Genomic DNA, 16,090 nt, shown 5'->3' on the forward strand with positions numbered 1-16,090 from the left:
TATGAAAAACCTAAAAAAGGTAACTGTAGCGACTATTTGTTTTGAGAATTTAATGGCCTAAATCCAATTTGTTGAATTAAATTAATCTCAGAGAAAAAATCAACCTTAATAGTGAAGATCTCAGACTTTAGCTCAACAAACACACCACGCTGATACACTTGTTGATAAATAAAGGGCATCAGTAGATAGCTGTAAATATATAGATTTCTATATAAAATCCATTATTAACGTCTAAATAACGAGCTGAAAACAGCCATAATACTTTGGAGTTTTGATACAATTTAATAATGAGAATTTATACCTATCAACTCATAAAAGCTCATTATCCCCTCCAATTACCGCCCCTTAATTTGTTTAAATATCGCTTTTACTTCACCCAAATTGTATGCAAAGGTAAATTTTTCCCATAAAAAAGGCGACTCTCAGGCCGCCTCTTAACCATATAAATCATCAAACTGATATTTACTCGGGTTTGATCAACTCAAAATGTTGATATGCCCGTGCGGTTGCAATACGGCCGCGGGGCGTGCGTTGGATAAAGCCTTGCTGGATCAAAAATGGCTCTAGCACATCTTCAATGGTTTCGCGCTCTTCGCCTATGGCTGCAGCTAAGTTATCGAGTCCAACTGGGCCACCCATAAACTTATCGATAATGGCGAGTAGTAACTTGCGGTCCATATAATCGAAACCTTCATTATCAACATCCAGCAAGTCTAGTGCATGGTCGGCAACAAACTTAGTGACAGCGCCATCATGCTTCACCTGCGCGTAATCCCGCACGCGGCGAAGCAGTCGGTTAGCTATCCGCGGTGTACCACGTGAACGGCGTGCGATTTCAAATGCACCTTCAGCATCAATATCCAGTTCCATCACCTGCGCCGAACGCGTGACTATGGTGCTTAAATCTTTGATGTTATAGAATTCAAGCCGTAGCGGGATCCCAAAACGCGCCCGAAGTGGTGAAGTCAAAGCTCCTGCCCGTGTTGTCGCACCCACTAGAGTAAACGGCGGTAAATCAAGCTTGATAGAGCGCGCTGCCGGCCCTTCACCTATCATGATATCCAGCTGATAATCTTCCATCGCTGGATACAAAATCTCCTCCACCACAGGGCTTAATCGGTGGATTTCATCGATGAATAACACATCACCGGATTCGAGATTGGTCAAAAGTGCGGCGAGATCGCCCGCTTTTTCCAGCACAGGCCCAGAGGTGGATTTAATGTTCACCCCCATCTCGTTCGCAACAATCATGGCTAAGGTGGTTTTACCCAATCCCGGCGGACCGTAAATCAACATATGATCTAAGGCTTCATTACGATTCTTTGCCGCTTGAATAAACACCTTAAGCTGTGCCCGAGTGTCATCTTGACCCGTGTATTCATCGAGCATTTTAGGGCGCATCGCCCTGTCGATGGATTCATCTTGAGCTTGGATCTGCGGCTGGATGAGTCTGTCTGCCTCAATCATTGTTATTCCTTATCGCAGCTTTCATCTTAATTATCATCATTGTTCAATTAAAGCATCGATTTAAGGGCGGCTTTGATCAGGGTTTCTGAATCCATGCCCTCTTTGTAGGCTGCAGAAACCGATTTGCTCGCCTGCGGTGGTTTATAACCCAGTGAAATTAAAGCTGAAATAGCATCTTCTTCGGCGCTATTGACTGTCGGTGCGGGTGAGTAATTGGATTGCAGCACGAACTCACGCTCTGAGCCTGCGGAGGCTTCCATCAAGCTCTTGAGCTTATCGCGCATTTCTACCAGTAACCGCTCGGCGGTCTTCTTGCCGACACCCGGTAATTTCACTAAGGTCACTATGTCATCGCGCTCAACGCAGCCCACAAATTCTGCGGCTGTCATGCCTGATAAAATGGTCAGTGCGAGCTTGGGACCGACACCATTGGTCTTGATCAGTAAGCGAAATAACGCCCTTTCCTGCTTAGTGATAAAACCATAGAGAAGCTGTGCATCTTCACGAACCACAAAGTGGGTGTAGACCATAGTTTCATGATTAACTTCAGGCAGCTCATAAAAGCTAGTAAGCGGCATCTGCAACTCGTAACCAACACCATTAACATCGATCAAAATTTCTGGTGCTTGTTTCTCAACGAGCACGCCCCGTAAACGACCTATCATCTGTACCGTCCGTATGTTCTTGCCGTTGCCCGGCCACTCAATGCAATTAAACTCTGGCTGGTGTGATAATGACACACAGCAACACCGAGTGCATCTGCGGCGTCAGCTTGTGGGGCAGCGGGTAATTTAAGTAGTTGTTGGATCATGTGTTGTACTTGGGCTTTCTGTGCTCGCCCCGTACCCACGACGGCGCTCTTAATTTGAGTCGCACTGTATTCGGCCACAGGTAAATTGGCGACTGTGGCAGCAACAATGGCCGCGCCGCGTGCTTGGCCTAACTTGAGCGCAGAATCGGCATTTTTTGCCATAAATACGCGCTCAATCGCAAATTCGTCCGGTTGATACTGACGAATAATCTCAGTGATCCCATCAAATATTTGCTTGAGCCTGCCAGGCAGCTCTTCAGACGAAGTGCGAATACAACCACTGCCGAGGTAAATCTGATGCCGTCCCTGACATTGGATCACGCCGTAGCCTGTGATCCGTGAACCTGGGTCAACACCTAAAATAATTGCCATTCAATACCTTAATATGGGATCTACATTTGCGTCCCTGTTCCTACGTTAGCATTTGCGAGTTGAAATTGGCATCAATTGAAGCCCCAATTCAGCTCACACTCTATCTAGCCTAGGCTTGCCATCACATCATCGGAGATTTCCGCATTATGATACACCTCTTGCACATCATCGTGATCTTCAAGGGTGTCGATAAGGCGCATAAATTTTTCGGCGGTTTCTAGATCAAGCTCAGCTTTCGTCGAGGCTATCATCGCGATTTCGGCATTATCCGCCACAAAATGGGCTTTATCGAGCTGCTCTTTCACCGTATAGAAATCAACGGGATCAGTAAACACATCCACAGCACCATCATCATAGCTGACAATATCTTCCGCGCCCGCTTCAAGCGCCGCTTCCATCAATGCATCTTCATCAGTTCCCGGCGCATAGGATAACACCCCACGCTGAGTGAACAGATAAGAAACCGACCCATCCGTGCCTAAGTTACCGCCCGATTTACTAAACGCATTACGTACACCACTCACAGTACGATTACGATTGTCCGTCATGGTTTCAACCATCACAGCAGTGCCGCCTGGGCCATAACCTTCATAGAGAATGGTTTCGAGTTGCTGGCCTTCTAATTCACCGGCGCCGCGTTTAATCGCACGCTCAACCGTTTCTCGGGTCATATTGCCACCGAGGGCTTTATCGATGGCGACACGTAATCGTGGATTAGAGTCGGGATCTGAGCCACCTTCACGGGCTGCAACGGTTAACTCGCGAATGAATTTAGTAAAGAGTTTACCGCGTTTAGCATCTTGAGCCGCTTTACGGTGCTTAATGTTGGCCCATTTACTGTGACCTGCCATGGGAAGTCTCCTCTACTTAGGTATCATCTAGGTGCCATCGCAAAGCTTATCAAGAGCCGAATATGGAATGAGACTAAATAACGGCTATTTACTTAAAGGATTGAACTAACAGATATTGATAAGCGGTGGAATGGCGGTTCACTAAAACAAACCGAGGCTCATGCCTCGGTTTTCGGTACGACTAAAAATAACTGACAAGGCTAACGTCAATCGACTTACACTAAAACGAGTTACACTAAAACGATTTACATAATGTCGATTTGAATAAGGTCGATTTACAAAAGTCGCCTTACAAAGCCCTCTTACAAAAGATCAGTCTTCCGCTTTAACAGCTTTCTCAACCACGGCAATACCCAGTTCAGCTAATTGCTGCGGATTGGCAAAACCAGGCGCGTTAGTCAGCGGACAAGCGGCAGTGGTGGTTTTCGGGAACGCCATCACATCACGGATTGAGCTTGCGCCCGTCATCAGCATGATGATGCGGTCTAAACCAAACGCTAAACCAGCATGTGGCGGTGTGCCGTAACGCAGCGCTTCTAACAGGAATCCGAATTTCTCTTTAGCCTCATCGTCAGTAATGCCCAGAATACGGAATACCGCAGACTGCATTTCTTGGTTGTGGATACGCACTGAACCACCGCCTAATTCGCAGCCGTTTAATACCATATCGTAAGCATCAGAAACGCGATTTGCTGGGTTAGCTTCAAGTTCTGCCGCCGTTACGCCGCGCGGTGCGGTGAACGGATGGTGAACCGCGTGGAAGTTGCCGTTGATTTTCTCAAACATTGGGAAGTCAACTACCCACAGTGGACGCCATTCACCTTGTAATAAGCTGAAATCTTCACCCGCTTTAAGACGCAGTGCGCCCATAGATTCGGCAACCACAGTCGCCTGATCTGCACCAAACAGGATAATGTCACCAGTTTGCGCGCCAGTGCGGCTGACGATTTCATTGACTATGCTTTCGTTTAAGAATTTCAGCACAGGTGATTGAATGCCCTCTAAGCCAAGGCTTAGATCATTAATCTTCATCCATGCTAAGCCTTTAGCACCATAGATGCCAACAAACTTAGTGTAATCATCGATTTGCTTACGAGACAGCGCAGCGCCGCCCGGAATACGCAGCGCAGCAACACGGCCTTCTTCATCGTTCGCAGGACCAGAGAATACCGCAAATTCCACTTCTTTGAGTAAATCGGCAATGTCCACCAGCTCTAATGGGTTACGTAAATCTGGCTTATCTGAACCAAAACGACGCATCGCTTCGTTGTAGGTCATGCGCGGGAACTCGCCGAGATCGACGTTCAGCATTTCAAGGAACAGACCACGCATCATCTCTTCGGTTTTCGCCATCACTTGCTCAGAGCTCATGAAAGACGTTTCGATATCGATTTGGGTGAATTCTGGCTGACGGTCGGCACGTAAGTCTTCATCACGGAAGCATTTTACGATTTGGTAGTAACGATCAAAGCCTGACATCATCAGTAACTGTTTAAACAGCTGCGGCGATTGTGGCAAGGCAAAGAACTGACCTTTATAAGTACGGCTTGGTACTAAATAATCGCGGGCACCTTCTGGGGTTGCCTTGGTCAGGATCGGGGTTTCTATGTCTAAGAAACCGTTTGAGTCGAGGAAACGACGCACAGAACTGGTCACTTTAGCGCGGAAAATTAATCGCTGCGCCATTTCTGGGCGACGTAAATCTAAGTAACGATACTTAAGACGTTGCTCTTCGCTGTTGTTCTGGTAGTTATCCATGCTCAATGGCAGTGGATCGGCAGCATTGATAATCGTCAAGGCTTGACCTAAGACTTCAATCTCACCCGTCTTCATTTGACCATTGACTTGGCTATCAGGACGGGCACGAACTAAGCCTTTGACCTGAACGCAAAATTCAGCGCGCAGCGTGCTAGCGACATTGAACACCTCAGGTAAGTCTGGATCATAGACCACTTGGATGAGACCTTCTCTGTCTCTTAAATCTAAAAAGACAACGCCACCCAAATCACGGCTACGATTAACCCAACCTACCAAGGTAACTTCTTGTCCAACGTGAGACTTATTGACGTCTCCACAATAATGACTGCGCATCTAACTCTATCCTTTATCCGGAAACCGGTGCTTTGGAAATAATCAAAACGAGATAAAAGCGGCATTATAGTAAAATAATGCCGATTACCAAAGTACTTCACACTTAGGCGGTGAAGTATCAAACAGTTTTACGCCCTTGACTAGAGGCGAACGCACTATCTGAGCATGAGCGTTCAAAAAAACATCAAGCTGAGCGATAACAACGCCCGCCGCTACTTTTTGCTTGGTACATCAGCTGATCGGCTTTTTTCAACAAACCTATCGCTGTGTCACCATCGCGGGGGTAAATCACCACGCCGATACTAACGGCTATGCTGACACTGACGCCTAGAATAAGCAAAGGGCTCGACAGTGCCTGTAGAATATTATCAGCTACTTGGGTAACGGCATCGAGATCTTGCACACGATTTAGCAGGATAACAAACTCATCGCCGCCAAATCGCGCAACGGTATCTGAGCCACGGATAACCTTGGTTAACTTTTGGGCGACCAGTACCAGTAATTCATCGCCAATGGGATGACCGTGTTGGTCATTGATTTGTTTAAAACCATCGAGATCGATGAATAACAAAGCGAAATGTGCCTGTTCTCTGCGATGAGATAGCAAAGCTTGGGTTAGTCTGTCATCAAGTAAGGCGCGATTGGGCAACTGAGTTAAAGCATCATGATTAGCCACATGCAGCAAACGTTTTTCTGCCACCAATCGCTGGGTGATCTCACGATTTAAGCGGCGATTCACTAACAACACCGCCACCATCACTGAGCATAAGACTATTACGCCAAATACGATATAACGCAGCCATTGCAGATATTTAGCACTCTCTGTCGCCACAGAAAATGACACCCAGCGCGTATATATTTTTTGCTGATGTTGAGCATCAACCAAAGCCAAAGCTTTATTAATCAGCAGCACCAGCGGCGCAAATTGAGGATAAACACCAATATGACTATGCTGATCGGCGAGATCACTGAGCAGCGACATTTTCAGTGTCGGATAGTGGCTGGTTTTAAGCTCAGAAGCTAAAGTCACCACTTTATCGATAAACACATCCGCATTGCCATTCGTCACGGCCGCTAATCCGGCCTGCGTATTTGGCACTATGACTAACTTGAGCGAAGGCTCCAGACTCATCAATTGCGCCACTAAATGATATCCCTCAACCACAGCCACCCTTTGACCTGCGAGCTGAGCAATATTAAAAACCGAGACTTGTTCCAGTTGCGACACTAAGGCCCACGGCGATGGCCAATAGGCTTCACTAAACGCTAAACGCTGCTGGCGCTCCGCCGTTTGCGCGACACTGCCGGCTAAACTCACCTCGCCCTTTTGCAACGCCTCGATTAACGAATGCCAATCATCAAAGGCAACGGGCGTGAGCTTAAGTTTGAGTTGTTCCTTGAGCAATTTGACGATATCGCTATTGATCCCCGCAAACTCACCCTGTTCATCCATAAACTCCATCGGTGGCCATTGTTTTAGATAACCGACTTTGAGCTCGCCTACGCTTTCCACATAGGCCTGCTCAGCGGGGCTTAAGCTGACATGGCGCTCAGCTTGGGTAAAAACATGATCTTTAGGATTGAGCATCCATTTATGTTCAATCTCAGCAAATTCTTGATTGCTAATACTGTTAAACCCATTGGCTATCCTCTGTGTAAGGCCAGCATCATCGCTACGGGTCAGCACATAAATGTTGGTGCTAAATTCGAGATCAGGATACTGGCTAAAGTCAGACCAGCCTTTATTGAGCAGTAAATAATGGGATGTCCATGCACCCGCGGCGATAAAACCGACAACTTCTCCAGACCTCGCCCCCGCCACCATGGCATCCATACTGTCGTAATAACGCAGTGACACTTGGGGTAATGCTTTACGCAAATCCACCAAATAAGGCGCTGTCGGCACCACACCAATACGTTTACCTTTTAAGCTGTCTAAATCGGTTAACTGTTGCTGATAGAGAAAGAGTCGACTCTTCACTGTATATAAATGCCAAGCCTGAGTAAGGCCCGTTTTAACATCATCACTTTCAGGATAACCTATATGGGCATCGGCGAGACCACGACGAACATCGTCCACGCTAGAGTTCATATCACCAGAAATAAAATCAACGGCAATACCCGTTTTCTCAGACCAAAGCTGCCACATGTCCACATACAAGCCATGGGGTAAACCATCGACACCTAAGTCCACAAAAGGCTCGACGCCCAGTTGCATCGAAATAACGAGTCCAGCTTGTTGACGTTGATAGCCAAGCCAACGTCGCTCCGTTTGCTGAATAAAGTGCGCATCGAGCGCAGTGAAACCTTTATTGATTTTATCGACTAATGCAAGATTGCCCTTTTGAACTGCGGGTACAAACTGCATCGCCTTAATTTGAAGGCGGGCAGTATTGGGAAAGTTTGCGGCAATCTCTTGGGATGAGTCGGGATCTTTCAAATAGCCTTCTAACCCCGCAAAGACTACGATCTCGCCCGCGGCGACCCCTGCCAATAATTTCTCACGACTTTCGTAGCGTTTAAACACAAGCTGCGGTTCGATACGGTGTAATTCCGCTTCATGGGATGAAGCCGCTACCACACCAATTTGAAAGGGGATCAGTTCTTTGATGGATTTTTTGCCCTGCAAGGATTTATGCAAATACAAAAAAGTGCCCACATCCGCAATGGGCACTGCAAAATCAAATTCTTGCTCTCGCTCTGGGATTTTCCCCATGCCGATATGCACTTGCGCCTTACCTTGCCGCAGTTGATCAAGGGACTCATGCCAGTGGCGCGCCACAAAAACGACTTGGGTATGGCTTTGTTTAGCCCACTCTTTCCATAAATCAACCAGTAATCCAGTCGGCTCGCCATCGTTGTCGACATATTGATAGGGAAAGCTATCCTCACCCATAACGATGATTAATGGCTCAGAGGACAACGGACTTGCCTGCCCCGTTATGCTCAAAAAACAGCTGCACAAGATCACAATTAAGTGGATCACAAACTTCAAGTTGAGCCCTTAGTACTTGATGTACATGTAACGATTTTGTTATCTATTAAGTATTAGACAAAAATTTATCGCAAATTACTAGCATGAGACTTGCTGCTAATCGCTCTGATTCGTTAAAATGCACAGTTGAATTCCCATGAAAAATCTCAGATGAACGTTTCTCAAGACACTATCTACGCTCAAGCGAGCGAGCATATTAGCGATTTCCAGTTTGATAACCGTGTAGCAGGCGTATTCAGTGACATGATCCGCCGCTCAGTGCCTGGATATGCGCAAATTATCAATACCATAGGCGATTTTGCAGATCGTTTCGTCATGCCAAATACTCAAATTTACGATTTGGGTTGCTCACTCGGTGCTGCGACCTTAAGTATTCGTCGCCAAATCCAAGGCCGCCAATGTCGCATTATTGCTGTAGATAACAGTGAATCTATGGTCGCACGCTGCCAAGAGAACCTGAATGCCTATGTCAGCGATACGGATGTCGATCTGGTTTGCGGTGATATTCGCGATATCGATATTCAAAATGCGTCATTGGTGGTACTCAACTTTACCTTGCAATTTTTACCGCCAGAAGACAGAGAAACCCTGATAGCGAAGATTTATCAAGGTCTGAATCCCGGCGGGATGTTAGTACTATCAGAAAAAATTCGCTTCGAAGATGCTCCTATCCAAACCCTATTGGAAGAGCAACATTTAGACTTTAAACGCGCTAATGGTTACAGCGAACTTGAGATCAGCCAAAAACGCAGTGCGCTGGAAAATGTCATGAAGCCAGACACCTTAACCACGCATCAACAACGACTCACCAGCCAAGGCTTTAGTCACTTTAGTCTCTGGTTCCAATGCTTTAACTTTGCTTCTATGGTGGCCATCAAGTGATCAGCTTTAGCTCGTTTTACCAACAAATCGCCGATTCAAATCTACAACACTGGCTCGAAACCCTGCCGAGCATTTTAGGCAAGTGGCAACGGGATCATAAACACGGCAACCTGCCAAAGTGGGAAAAAGTGCTCAACAAGCTGCACTATCCTGCACCAGATCAAATAGATTTTATCGATAGCGTGACCGTCGGTAGCGGCGAGCAACTTAGCCCAGGCGAAAAAGAGAAGCTTGAAAACCTGCTGCGTTTGTTTATGCCATGGCGTAAAGGCCCCTTCCACATTCATGGCATCCACATCGATACCGAATGGCGCAGTGACTGGAAATGGGACCGCGTTAAGCAACATATTTCGCCGCTAAACAACCGCACTGTGCTCGATGTCGGTTGTGGCAGTGGTTATCACATGTGGCGCATGTTGGGCTCAGATGCCAAACGTGTCGTCGGTATCGACCCTTCGCCGTTGTTTTTATGTCAGTTTGAAGCCGTCAAACGTTTAGCGGGCACACATCACCCTGTACACCTGTTACCATTGGGTATTGAAGAGCTGCCACCGCTCGATGCATTTGACACAGTTTTCTCCATGGGCGTTTTATATCACAGACGTTCGCCTATCGATCACTTGTTACAGCTGCGTGATCAATTGCGCACCGGTGGTGAGCTCGTGCTAGAAACCTTGGTGATAGATGGCGACGAAAATGCCGTACTCGTGCCTCAAGATAGATATGGCAAAATGAATAATGTATGGTTCATTCCGTCCGTTGCCGCGCTCATGCTATGGTTAAAAAAGTGTGATTTCACTGATATCCGTTGTGTCGATACCGATGTCACAGCCCTTGCCGAGCAACGCCGTACCGACTGGATGCCCAACGAATCACTGGTTGAATACCTAGATCCTAACGACATCACCAAAACGGTTGAAGGTTATCCTGCGCCCAAACGCGCCACGATTATCGCAGTAAAAAATCAGCCTAATCAGGATTTAAACTAACCTTTTCAGTCTGAAGTAAGCGAATATCAGTCATTACGTCCTCAGAGTTTGAGTTGGTAATGGCTGATATCAAAAGCCGAAAGAACACCATTCCTCTAGTACATCTGGAATATGTAAGTGTTCAGCAGCTCAGTGTAACTCCTTCCTTGAATAGCAATACATTTGCGACTCCCACCCTTATCGTTGACATCCAGAACAGAACAGGGTTTCATGCATAACAATGACTTGAAGCTAACTCAATTGGATACTAAGTCAAAGTTAACTCATTCCATCACAGATGCAGAACACATAACCCATGTTAAAACCCACTTTACTGGTTAGCCTGTTTGGCTTGAGCCTTTATGTTACGAATGCCGCCTATGCGGCGCCAAGCCCTGTTCCCCTCTTAGTTGAACAATGCCTGCGTTTGCCAAGTATTGATCTCGCGACTGTGTTCGCCAATGCACGTTTAACTGCGTCTGAATTAACCTTGGCCCAGCGCGCGCTTATTTTTGAGCAACAGATGTTAGGGCTTAATAATATCAACGACAGGCTCAACTATTACCGTGGGTTTAACTTACCAAGCGAGGAACGCGAGGGTCTACTGCAATGCCAGCTACACCTCGCCGACACCCTGTCGCAACTTCTCAGCCAAACTGAATGGAGTCAACTAGCCTACGCCTTAGCCCAAGGCAATGCAGAACAAATACTGCTGAGCCAACAGCTTAAACAGTTACTACAACAGCATTGGAGCGCCGAGGAGAAAGCGAAATTACATACTGCACAAGCCAGCATAAGCCAAGGGTTAGGCAGTCAACAATTTAGTCTTGCCTTCAATGACAGCCAATGCCAACCCGAAGTGACTCAGCAGCAACATCTGCATAAAAAAGAGGATAAAAGTGACGAGCCGAAGCCCGACAGTTCAAAGCAGAGCGACTTTTCTGGCACTATCGCCAGTTACTTACTGACGCAAGAAAACGCCGTATGTCGCCAAAATGTATGGCAGGCCTACCAAGCCAGAGCCAGTGAAACCAACCAAACGGCATTAGAGCGAATTGCTGAGCAGCGCCAACAAGCCGCCACTGCTGCAGGCTTTACCGATTACAGCGCATTAGCGCTTAGTTCGCAGCAGTTATCGTCCCCTGAATTAGTCAAAGCCTTTCTCGATAGCCAAACCCAAGATCTGCAGGTGGCTCCTTGGGATATTGGGCGAACCCTGTCACAACAAGCATCAGCCAAGGGGCCGACATGGCAAACCTCTGACGTCTTGAGTCGCAGCTTTACTTATCTGCAAGTGTTTGGTTTACACTTTGAGACCATAGAAACCGCTAAGGTCGAGAAAATACCAACCGTTCCTAATCGGCCGCATATCGTTAGGGTCTACCACCAGCAAAGATTGTTAGGTGAAATCTATGTGGCGTACAACCCAAATCCACAGCAAGGTAGTCAACAGCAGACATTGCGCCAAAGTGTACTCGGCCAGCAATTTGGACAACAAGCTTTAGATCTCAAGCCACAGCTGAGTAACTACAAAGACATTGAGCAATTAACCGAGTCTATCGCAGAGGCTGTCACTTCTCTTGCTAAAGCGAGCCATTTCTACCTCAACAATGCCATGGGACAGAGTCAAGATAGCTATTTTGTGGCGAGTCTTTGGTTAGCAGAAGTACTGCGCCATCAACTCTTTCCGCAGTTTGAGCACACCTATTTACAGGAGCGTGAAACACTGGCTAAAGCTTATTCGAAGCAGCTTAAAGTCTTTCGCGCTAAGGTTGCAGTCAACTTTTACCAAAACTCAAGTGCACAAGTCTACCCCGATCTCGGTGCGGAGTTTAATGCGAGCTTTGGTCAAGACTGGCCACAAACACAGGATTATCCTTATAGCTTCAATGCTATCGCCAACGAAGGACCGCTCTACTACCAATCACTCTGGCAAGCATCGCTAGCCCAGCTGGTAGCTCAATCCACATTCAACTGCCAAGACAAACTAAAATTATTCAATGTATTAGTCATCAATGAAGACGCTTTGAGCTTAAGTGACCAATTAAAAGCGGTCATTGGCGCCCCCGTTGATAGTGCTGCGCTGATCCAAAGAATTTCAAATAGCACCGCTTCAGAACATGCTGACAATTCCAACACCCAAGCTTTCGACGCAACAGGTTCTTGTGCGTTTTAAGTGTTAATGCTTAGGATGTGTTTGTGACTCGCTCGGGCGCAAACACAGCTAATCGTCATGATTCGCCTCTCTATCACCTTAATAACTTAGCGCGACATAGTTAGCTGTATGTCGTGAAAACGACTGACTCTATGATATTTAATTGAAAAAGTCGTAAGAAGTGGCCACTATAAGCCTCAATCTATCGGTTTTTTGAGATTATAATGACTCGAGCTAAATCTACCTTAGAACAATGGCGTATTTTGCAAGCGGTGGTCGATTTTGGCGGCTATGCCCAAGCGGCCGAAAAACTCAACAAGAGTCAATCGTCACTTAACCATGCCGTTGCCAAATTACAGCATCAATTAGGTATCGAGCTACTCGAAGTCAAAGGCCGTAAAGCCTATCTCACCCCGCAGGGCGAAGTGCTGCTGCGCCGCTCACGGCATGTCACCCAAGCCGTCAACGAGTTAGAACAACTTGCGAGTAATCTTGAACAAGGGTGGGAGCCGACACTCACGATTGCCCGTGAAATTATCTATCCGATGGAAAGCTTAGTGTGTGCCCTCAATGCGTTTCTACCCCACAGTCGTGGCACTCGAATCATCATGCTGGACTCAGTGATCACCGGCACTCAAGAGCTCATTCTGCAGAGTAAAGTCGATATTGCTATCTGTGCAGGGGTGCCGCCTAAAGGGTATTTATCCGAACCCTTATGTGAACAAGAACTCTACCTCGTCTGTCATCCAAATCACCCACTCGCTGACTTAGGCACAATTGAAGACGATAAACTACTGGCACAATATTTACAGTTAGTGATTAAAGATACTGGAGTGCAATCCAACATTGATATCGGCTGGCTCAAAGCTGAGCAGCGCTGGACTGTCTCTAACTTCCATGAAGCTAAAGTCATTTTAAATCAAGGCATTGGTTTCTGTTGGATCCCCTCTTTCTTAGTCCAAGAAGAATTGGCTTCGGGTAATCTAGTACGTTTACATCTTGAGGGCAGCCAAAAACGTCGCATCATGTTGAGCTTAGTGATCCCTAAAAGAGATCAACAAGGGCCTGCATCAAAACTGCTTGCTTCCTTGATTTTAAAACAGCATGGAATTGAAATGACGAATAGTCATTAACAGCAAGATACAAAAAGAGTTATCAATTCGAGTGAGCCAAATGATAAATGCCAACTGCTGATAAAATGCTTAGTTCTTAGTGGTACTGAGAGGTTGTTTCGAAAAAGATGATGAACAGCGAATCATGGGAATAGTTAAAGCCTAATCTTACACACTAAAGTCGACATAGCGTGCTTGTTGATAACCCAAATATTGCGGCTGAATAAATCCCGTCTCCTGCAAGAGGTCATCCTCAACATATAACTCGCTCTGCAAAGACACATTCGTATTCGCGCTAGCACTGATATTTGAAGACTGCTCATTTACATTGTTTGCGGACAAAACATCCGTAGATTGCAAATTGCTAGGCAGATCATTTGAAGATGCCAGATAAGAAGGCTGAATATTGGCTTGCGACGTCATATCGACACGAGCTGAAGGTCCGGCACTAGCTTGTGCAACCGCGGCATAATAACGGCTTGCAACACTATCGGATCTTGAGATAAAACCCGTCGCTAAATCCGCTGAAGTTGAAGCTTCTCCAAATGCTAAAGTTGCGGTCGGTGGCTCAATCGTTTCCACTGTGGTCGATGTAGTGACTGAGTCACTGATATCAGAAGAGGTTTTCGAACCCGTATCAATGACTCTCGTGTTGACCGTTTGCGCCTCGATCGCTTGTTTTAGCTTATCAAGCGCAGTAGAGGCTGGGGTGAATACAGCCTCTTGGGGTTGAACAATATTACCTGACTCATCAACATCTCCCGTCACCACAGGTGTATGTTTTTCTAACGGTGGCAACTCTTTGATTTGAGCATCCGCGTCTATTAATGTTTGAGCCGTTTGCAAGTCAACAATTTGTTTTTGTCGCTCCTCTGCCAGCATCACCTTAGCTTCATTCATTTTTTGCAAGGCTTCCGCGGCAACACGGATATCCGCTGATGACGGGTCAACAGGAGCCATTGCTGCGGCATAAACTTGCTTCATTTTGTTTATCGTTGCAAGCGGGTCGCCTCCCACAGGAGAGACATCAATCTGCACTTCGCCATCGGTGGCGTAACGTTGGCCATCAGCACCCTTTTCATACTTAAAACTCGGGCTCTGAGCGTATTGTCCTCCGACGGTTGCGTGGGCATGCTCATGGGCTTTAACCTCAGAATCTCTGGCCTTAAGTGAATCAACCTGTTGTTGCTGTTGCGCCTGCGCTTTTTCTTGGGCTTGTATCTCTTGTTCCTGAGCCTGTTGAACCAGTGATTGCTGCTTTGCCTCTTCCGCTGCTGCAATTTGCTGTTTCTGCGATTCTTCTTCCCGTACTTGCTTTTCAAGCTGATTATCATTTGGGGCAAAGACAGCAGCTAAGACTTGTTGACTATCATCTGGGTTAGACGCTGTCGCAGGAGCATCTACAGGACTAGCTTGAGCCTCAGCTTCACCGAAAACTTGAGTAAATTGCTCTGCCACAGTCGGTTGAACAACATCATTGCTAGCGGATTGATCTACGGCTTGCGCAGAGTTTGACTGGCCAACAGGCCCTGCACTCGTTGCTATACTCTTATTTACAGCACTCTTATTTACAGAACTGTTGATTGCAGAATCAGACGTAGTGGGATCAACTAACGCAGTTCCAGTAAAGATAGTTTGTGGTCCAAACACTGCAGCTAAATCAGGCATTATTGGAGAAACATCACCCGTGCTAGATGGATTGAAAGCAGGAATATCAGTACCACTAGTGCCAATTGATGGACTCAGAGGCGTAAAAATATCAACGGGAATATTGCTCGTTACACTGAGATTTGGACTTATTGTAGCCAAGGAATTTACCCCAAGTCCGCTATTACTCGTACCCGCGACTGGCGAAAATACCTGAGTAGAAATAGGTGCCGCAATCTGTCCCCCGCGTACACCAGAAATGGATCTTGGTCCTGTTAACAAACTAAAACTCGCATCGGCATGTAAGCTAGCTCGATCATTTAACGTATTTACCTGAGGATTGCTCCTTGGCGTTGGTACGGAAAAAGGATCGATCTTGGGTGCTTGGCTTGCACCATTCAGTACAGGAAGTACAGATGCAGTAGTTGATGAAACAGCACTAGAAGCAGCAAAAGACACATTCGGTGATGAGTGGAGAGATTGAGAAACGTTAGCAGCTAATGAAGTAATAGGCGTGGCTTGAACTGGAGCAAATGAAGTTCCAGTAACCTGTAGTTCATGGACACCACTCGCTTCAATTTTTGCGGAGCCTGCAGTGTGAGCGCTGGCTCCTTGATAAGTGCTATTAGCGTGACTCTGGCTTTGACTCTGGCTTAGATTCGAGCTGAGCATCTTATCATGTGCCGAAAATGAAGAGGATGGCGCTCCAACCTTAGGTGATAGCGCCACAACCGACATG

The 16,090-nt window shown here is 46.6% G+C and carries 11 protein-coding genes; 4 read left to right on the top strand and 7 right to left on the bottom strand.

Translation table 11 applies throughout. The features are described from left to right. Window positions 1-462: 462 nt before the first annotated feature. From ruvB to L5M11_RS08420, 6 genes are all read right to left on the bottom strand, one after another. Entirely contained in the window at window positions 463-1,467 is a 1,005-nt protein-coding gene (ruvB, locus tag L5M11_RS08395; RefSeq protein ID WP_028759854.1) for a Holliday junction branch migration DNA helicase RuvB, read from the bottom strand. 47 nt (window positions 1,468-1,514) lie between these two features. Then, window positions 1,515-2,132 (bottom strand): Holliday junction branch migration protein RuvA, encoded by a 618-nt coding sequence (gene ruvA, locus L5M11_RS08400; RefSeq protein WP_028759853.1) that lies wholly within the window; start codon window positions 2,130-2,132, stop codon window positions 1,515-1,517. Continuing rightward, the gene (ruvC, locus tag L5M11_RS08405; protein ID WP_006081743.1) at window positions 2,129-2,650 is read right to left on the bottom strand and encodes a crossover junction endodeoxyribonuclease RuvC; all 522 of its coding nucleotides are present in this window, start codon (window positions 2,648-2,650) and stop codon (window positions 2,129-2,131) included. Before ruvC ends, ruvA begins: the two co-directional genes overlap by 4 nt. 104 nt (window positions 2,651-2,754) lie before the next feature. After that, on the bottom strand, window positions 2,755-3,501 hold the full coding sequence (locus L5M11_RS08410; protein ID WP_263186401.1) for a YebC/PmpR family DNA-binding transcriptional regulator: 747 nt from the start codon (window positions 3,499-3,501) through the stop codon (window positions 2,755-2,757). Between the two features lie 312 nt (window positions 3,502-3,813). Beyond that, window positions 3,814-5,592, bottom strand: a complete 1,779-nt coding sequence (gene aspS, locus L5M11_RS08415) for an aspartate--tRNA ligase (protein WP_028759851.1) — start codon at window positions 5,590-5,592, stop codon at window positions 3,814-3,816. A gap of 184 nt (window positions 5,593-5,776) precedes the next feature. Next, entirely contained in the window at window positions 5,777-8,587 is a 2,811-nt protein-coding gene (locus L5M11_RS08420; RefSeq protein WP_263191851.1) for a transporter substrate-binding domain-containing protein, read from the bottom strand. A gap of 150 nt (window positions 8,588-8,737) precedes the next feature. Here L5M11_RS08420 and cmoA point away from each other — a divergent pair, with 150 nt between their 5' ends. From cmoA to L5M11_RS08440, 4 genes are all read left to right on the top strand, one after another. Then, window positions 8,738-9,469 carry a carboxy-S-adenosyl-L-methionine synthase CmoA gene (gene cmoA, locus L5M11_RS08425; protein WP_263161336.1) on the top strand — a complete coding sequence of 244 codons (732 nt, stop codon included), beginning with the start codon at window positions 8,738-8,740 and terminating at the stop codon, window positions 9,467-9,469. Next, window positions 9,466-10,458 (top strand): tRNA 5-methoxyuridine(34)/uridine 5-oxyacetic acid(34) synthase CmoB, encoded by a 993-nt coding sequence (gene cmoB, locus L5M11_RS08430; protein ID WP_263191852.1) that lies wholly within the window; start codon window positions 9,466-9,468, stop codon window positions 10,456-10,458. Before cmoA ends, cmoB begins: the two co-directional genes overlap by 4 nt. A gap of 295 nt (window positions 10,459-10,753) precedes the next feature. Next, window positions 10,754-12,613: a M3 family metallopeptidase gene (locus L5M11_RS08435; RefSeq protein ID WP_263191854.1), complete on the top strand. Its 1,860-nt coding sequence runs from the start codon at window positions 10,754-10,756 to the stop codon at window positions 12,611-12,613. 203 nt (window positions 12,614-12,816) lie between these two features. Then, window positions 12,817-13,725: a LysR family transcriptional regulator gene (locus L5M11_RS08440; RefSeq protein ID WP_263186397.1), complete on the top strand. Its 909-nt coding sequence runs from the start codon at window positions 12,817-12,819 to the stop codon at window positions 13,723-13,725. 147 nt (window positions 13,726-13,872) lie between these two features. On the opposite strand, the gene L5M11_RS08445 is transcribed toward L5M11_RS08440, so the two are convergent. Next, entirely contained in the window at window positions 13,873-16,089 is a 2,217-nt protein-coding gene (locus L5M11_RS08445) for a putative metalloprotease CJM1_0395 family protein (RefSeq protein WP_263191855.1), read from the bottom strand. Window position 16,090: the final 1 nt, after the last annotated feature.

Source organism: Shewanella sp. SM87, assembly GCF_025653705.1.
Lineage (GTDB): Bacteria > Pseudomonadota > Gammaproteobacteria > Enterobacterales > Shewanellaceae > Shewanella > Shewanella oncorhynchi.

Coding starts and splice junctions, on each gene's coding strand:
- ruvB (WP_028759854.1), bottom strand. CDS start 1,467: ATGATTGAGGCAGACAGACTCATCCAGCCGCAGATCCAAGCTCAAGAT.
- ruvA (WP_028759853.1), bottom strand. CDS start 2,132: ATGATAGGTCGTTTACGGGGCGTGCTCGTTGAGAAACAAGCACCAGAA.
- ruvC (WP_006081743.1), bottom strand. CDS start 2,650: ATGGCAATTATTTTAGGTGTTGACCCAGGTTCACGGATCACAGGCTAC.
- L5M11_RS08410 (WP_263186401.1), bottom strand. CDS start 3,501: ATGGCAGGTCACAGTAAATGGGCCAACATTAAGCACCGTAAAGCGGCT.
- aspS (WP_028759851.1), bottom strand. CDS start 5,592: ATGCGCAGTCATTATTGTGGAGACGTCAATAAGTCTCACGTTGGACAA.
- cmoA (WP_263161336.1), top strand. CDS start 8,738: ATGAACGTTTCTCAAGACACTATCTACGCTCAAGCGAGCGAGCATATT.
- L5M11_RS08435 (WP_263191854.1), top strand. CDS start 10,754: ATGTTAAAACCCACTTTACTGGTTAGCCTGTTTGGCTTGAGCCTTTAT.
- L5M11_RS08440 (WP_263186397.1), top strand. CDS start 12,817: ATGACTCGAGCTAAATCTACCTTAGAACAATGGCGTATTTTGCAAGCG.
- L5M11_RS08445 (WP_263191855.1), bottom strand. CDS start 16,089: ATGTCGGTTGTGGCGCTATCACCTAAGGTTGGAGCGCCATCCTCTTCA.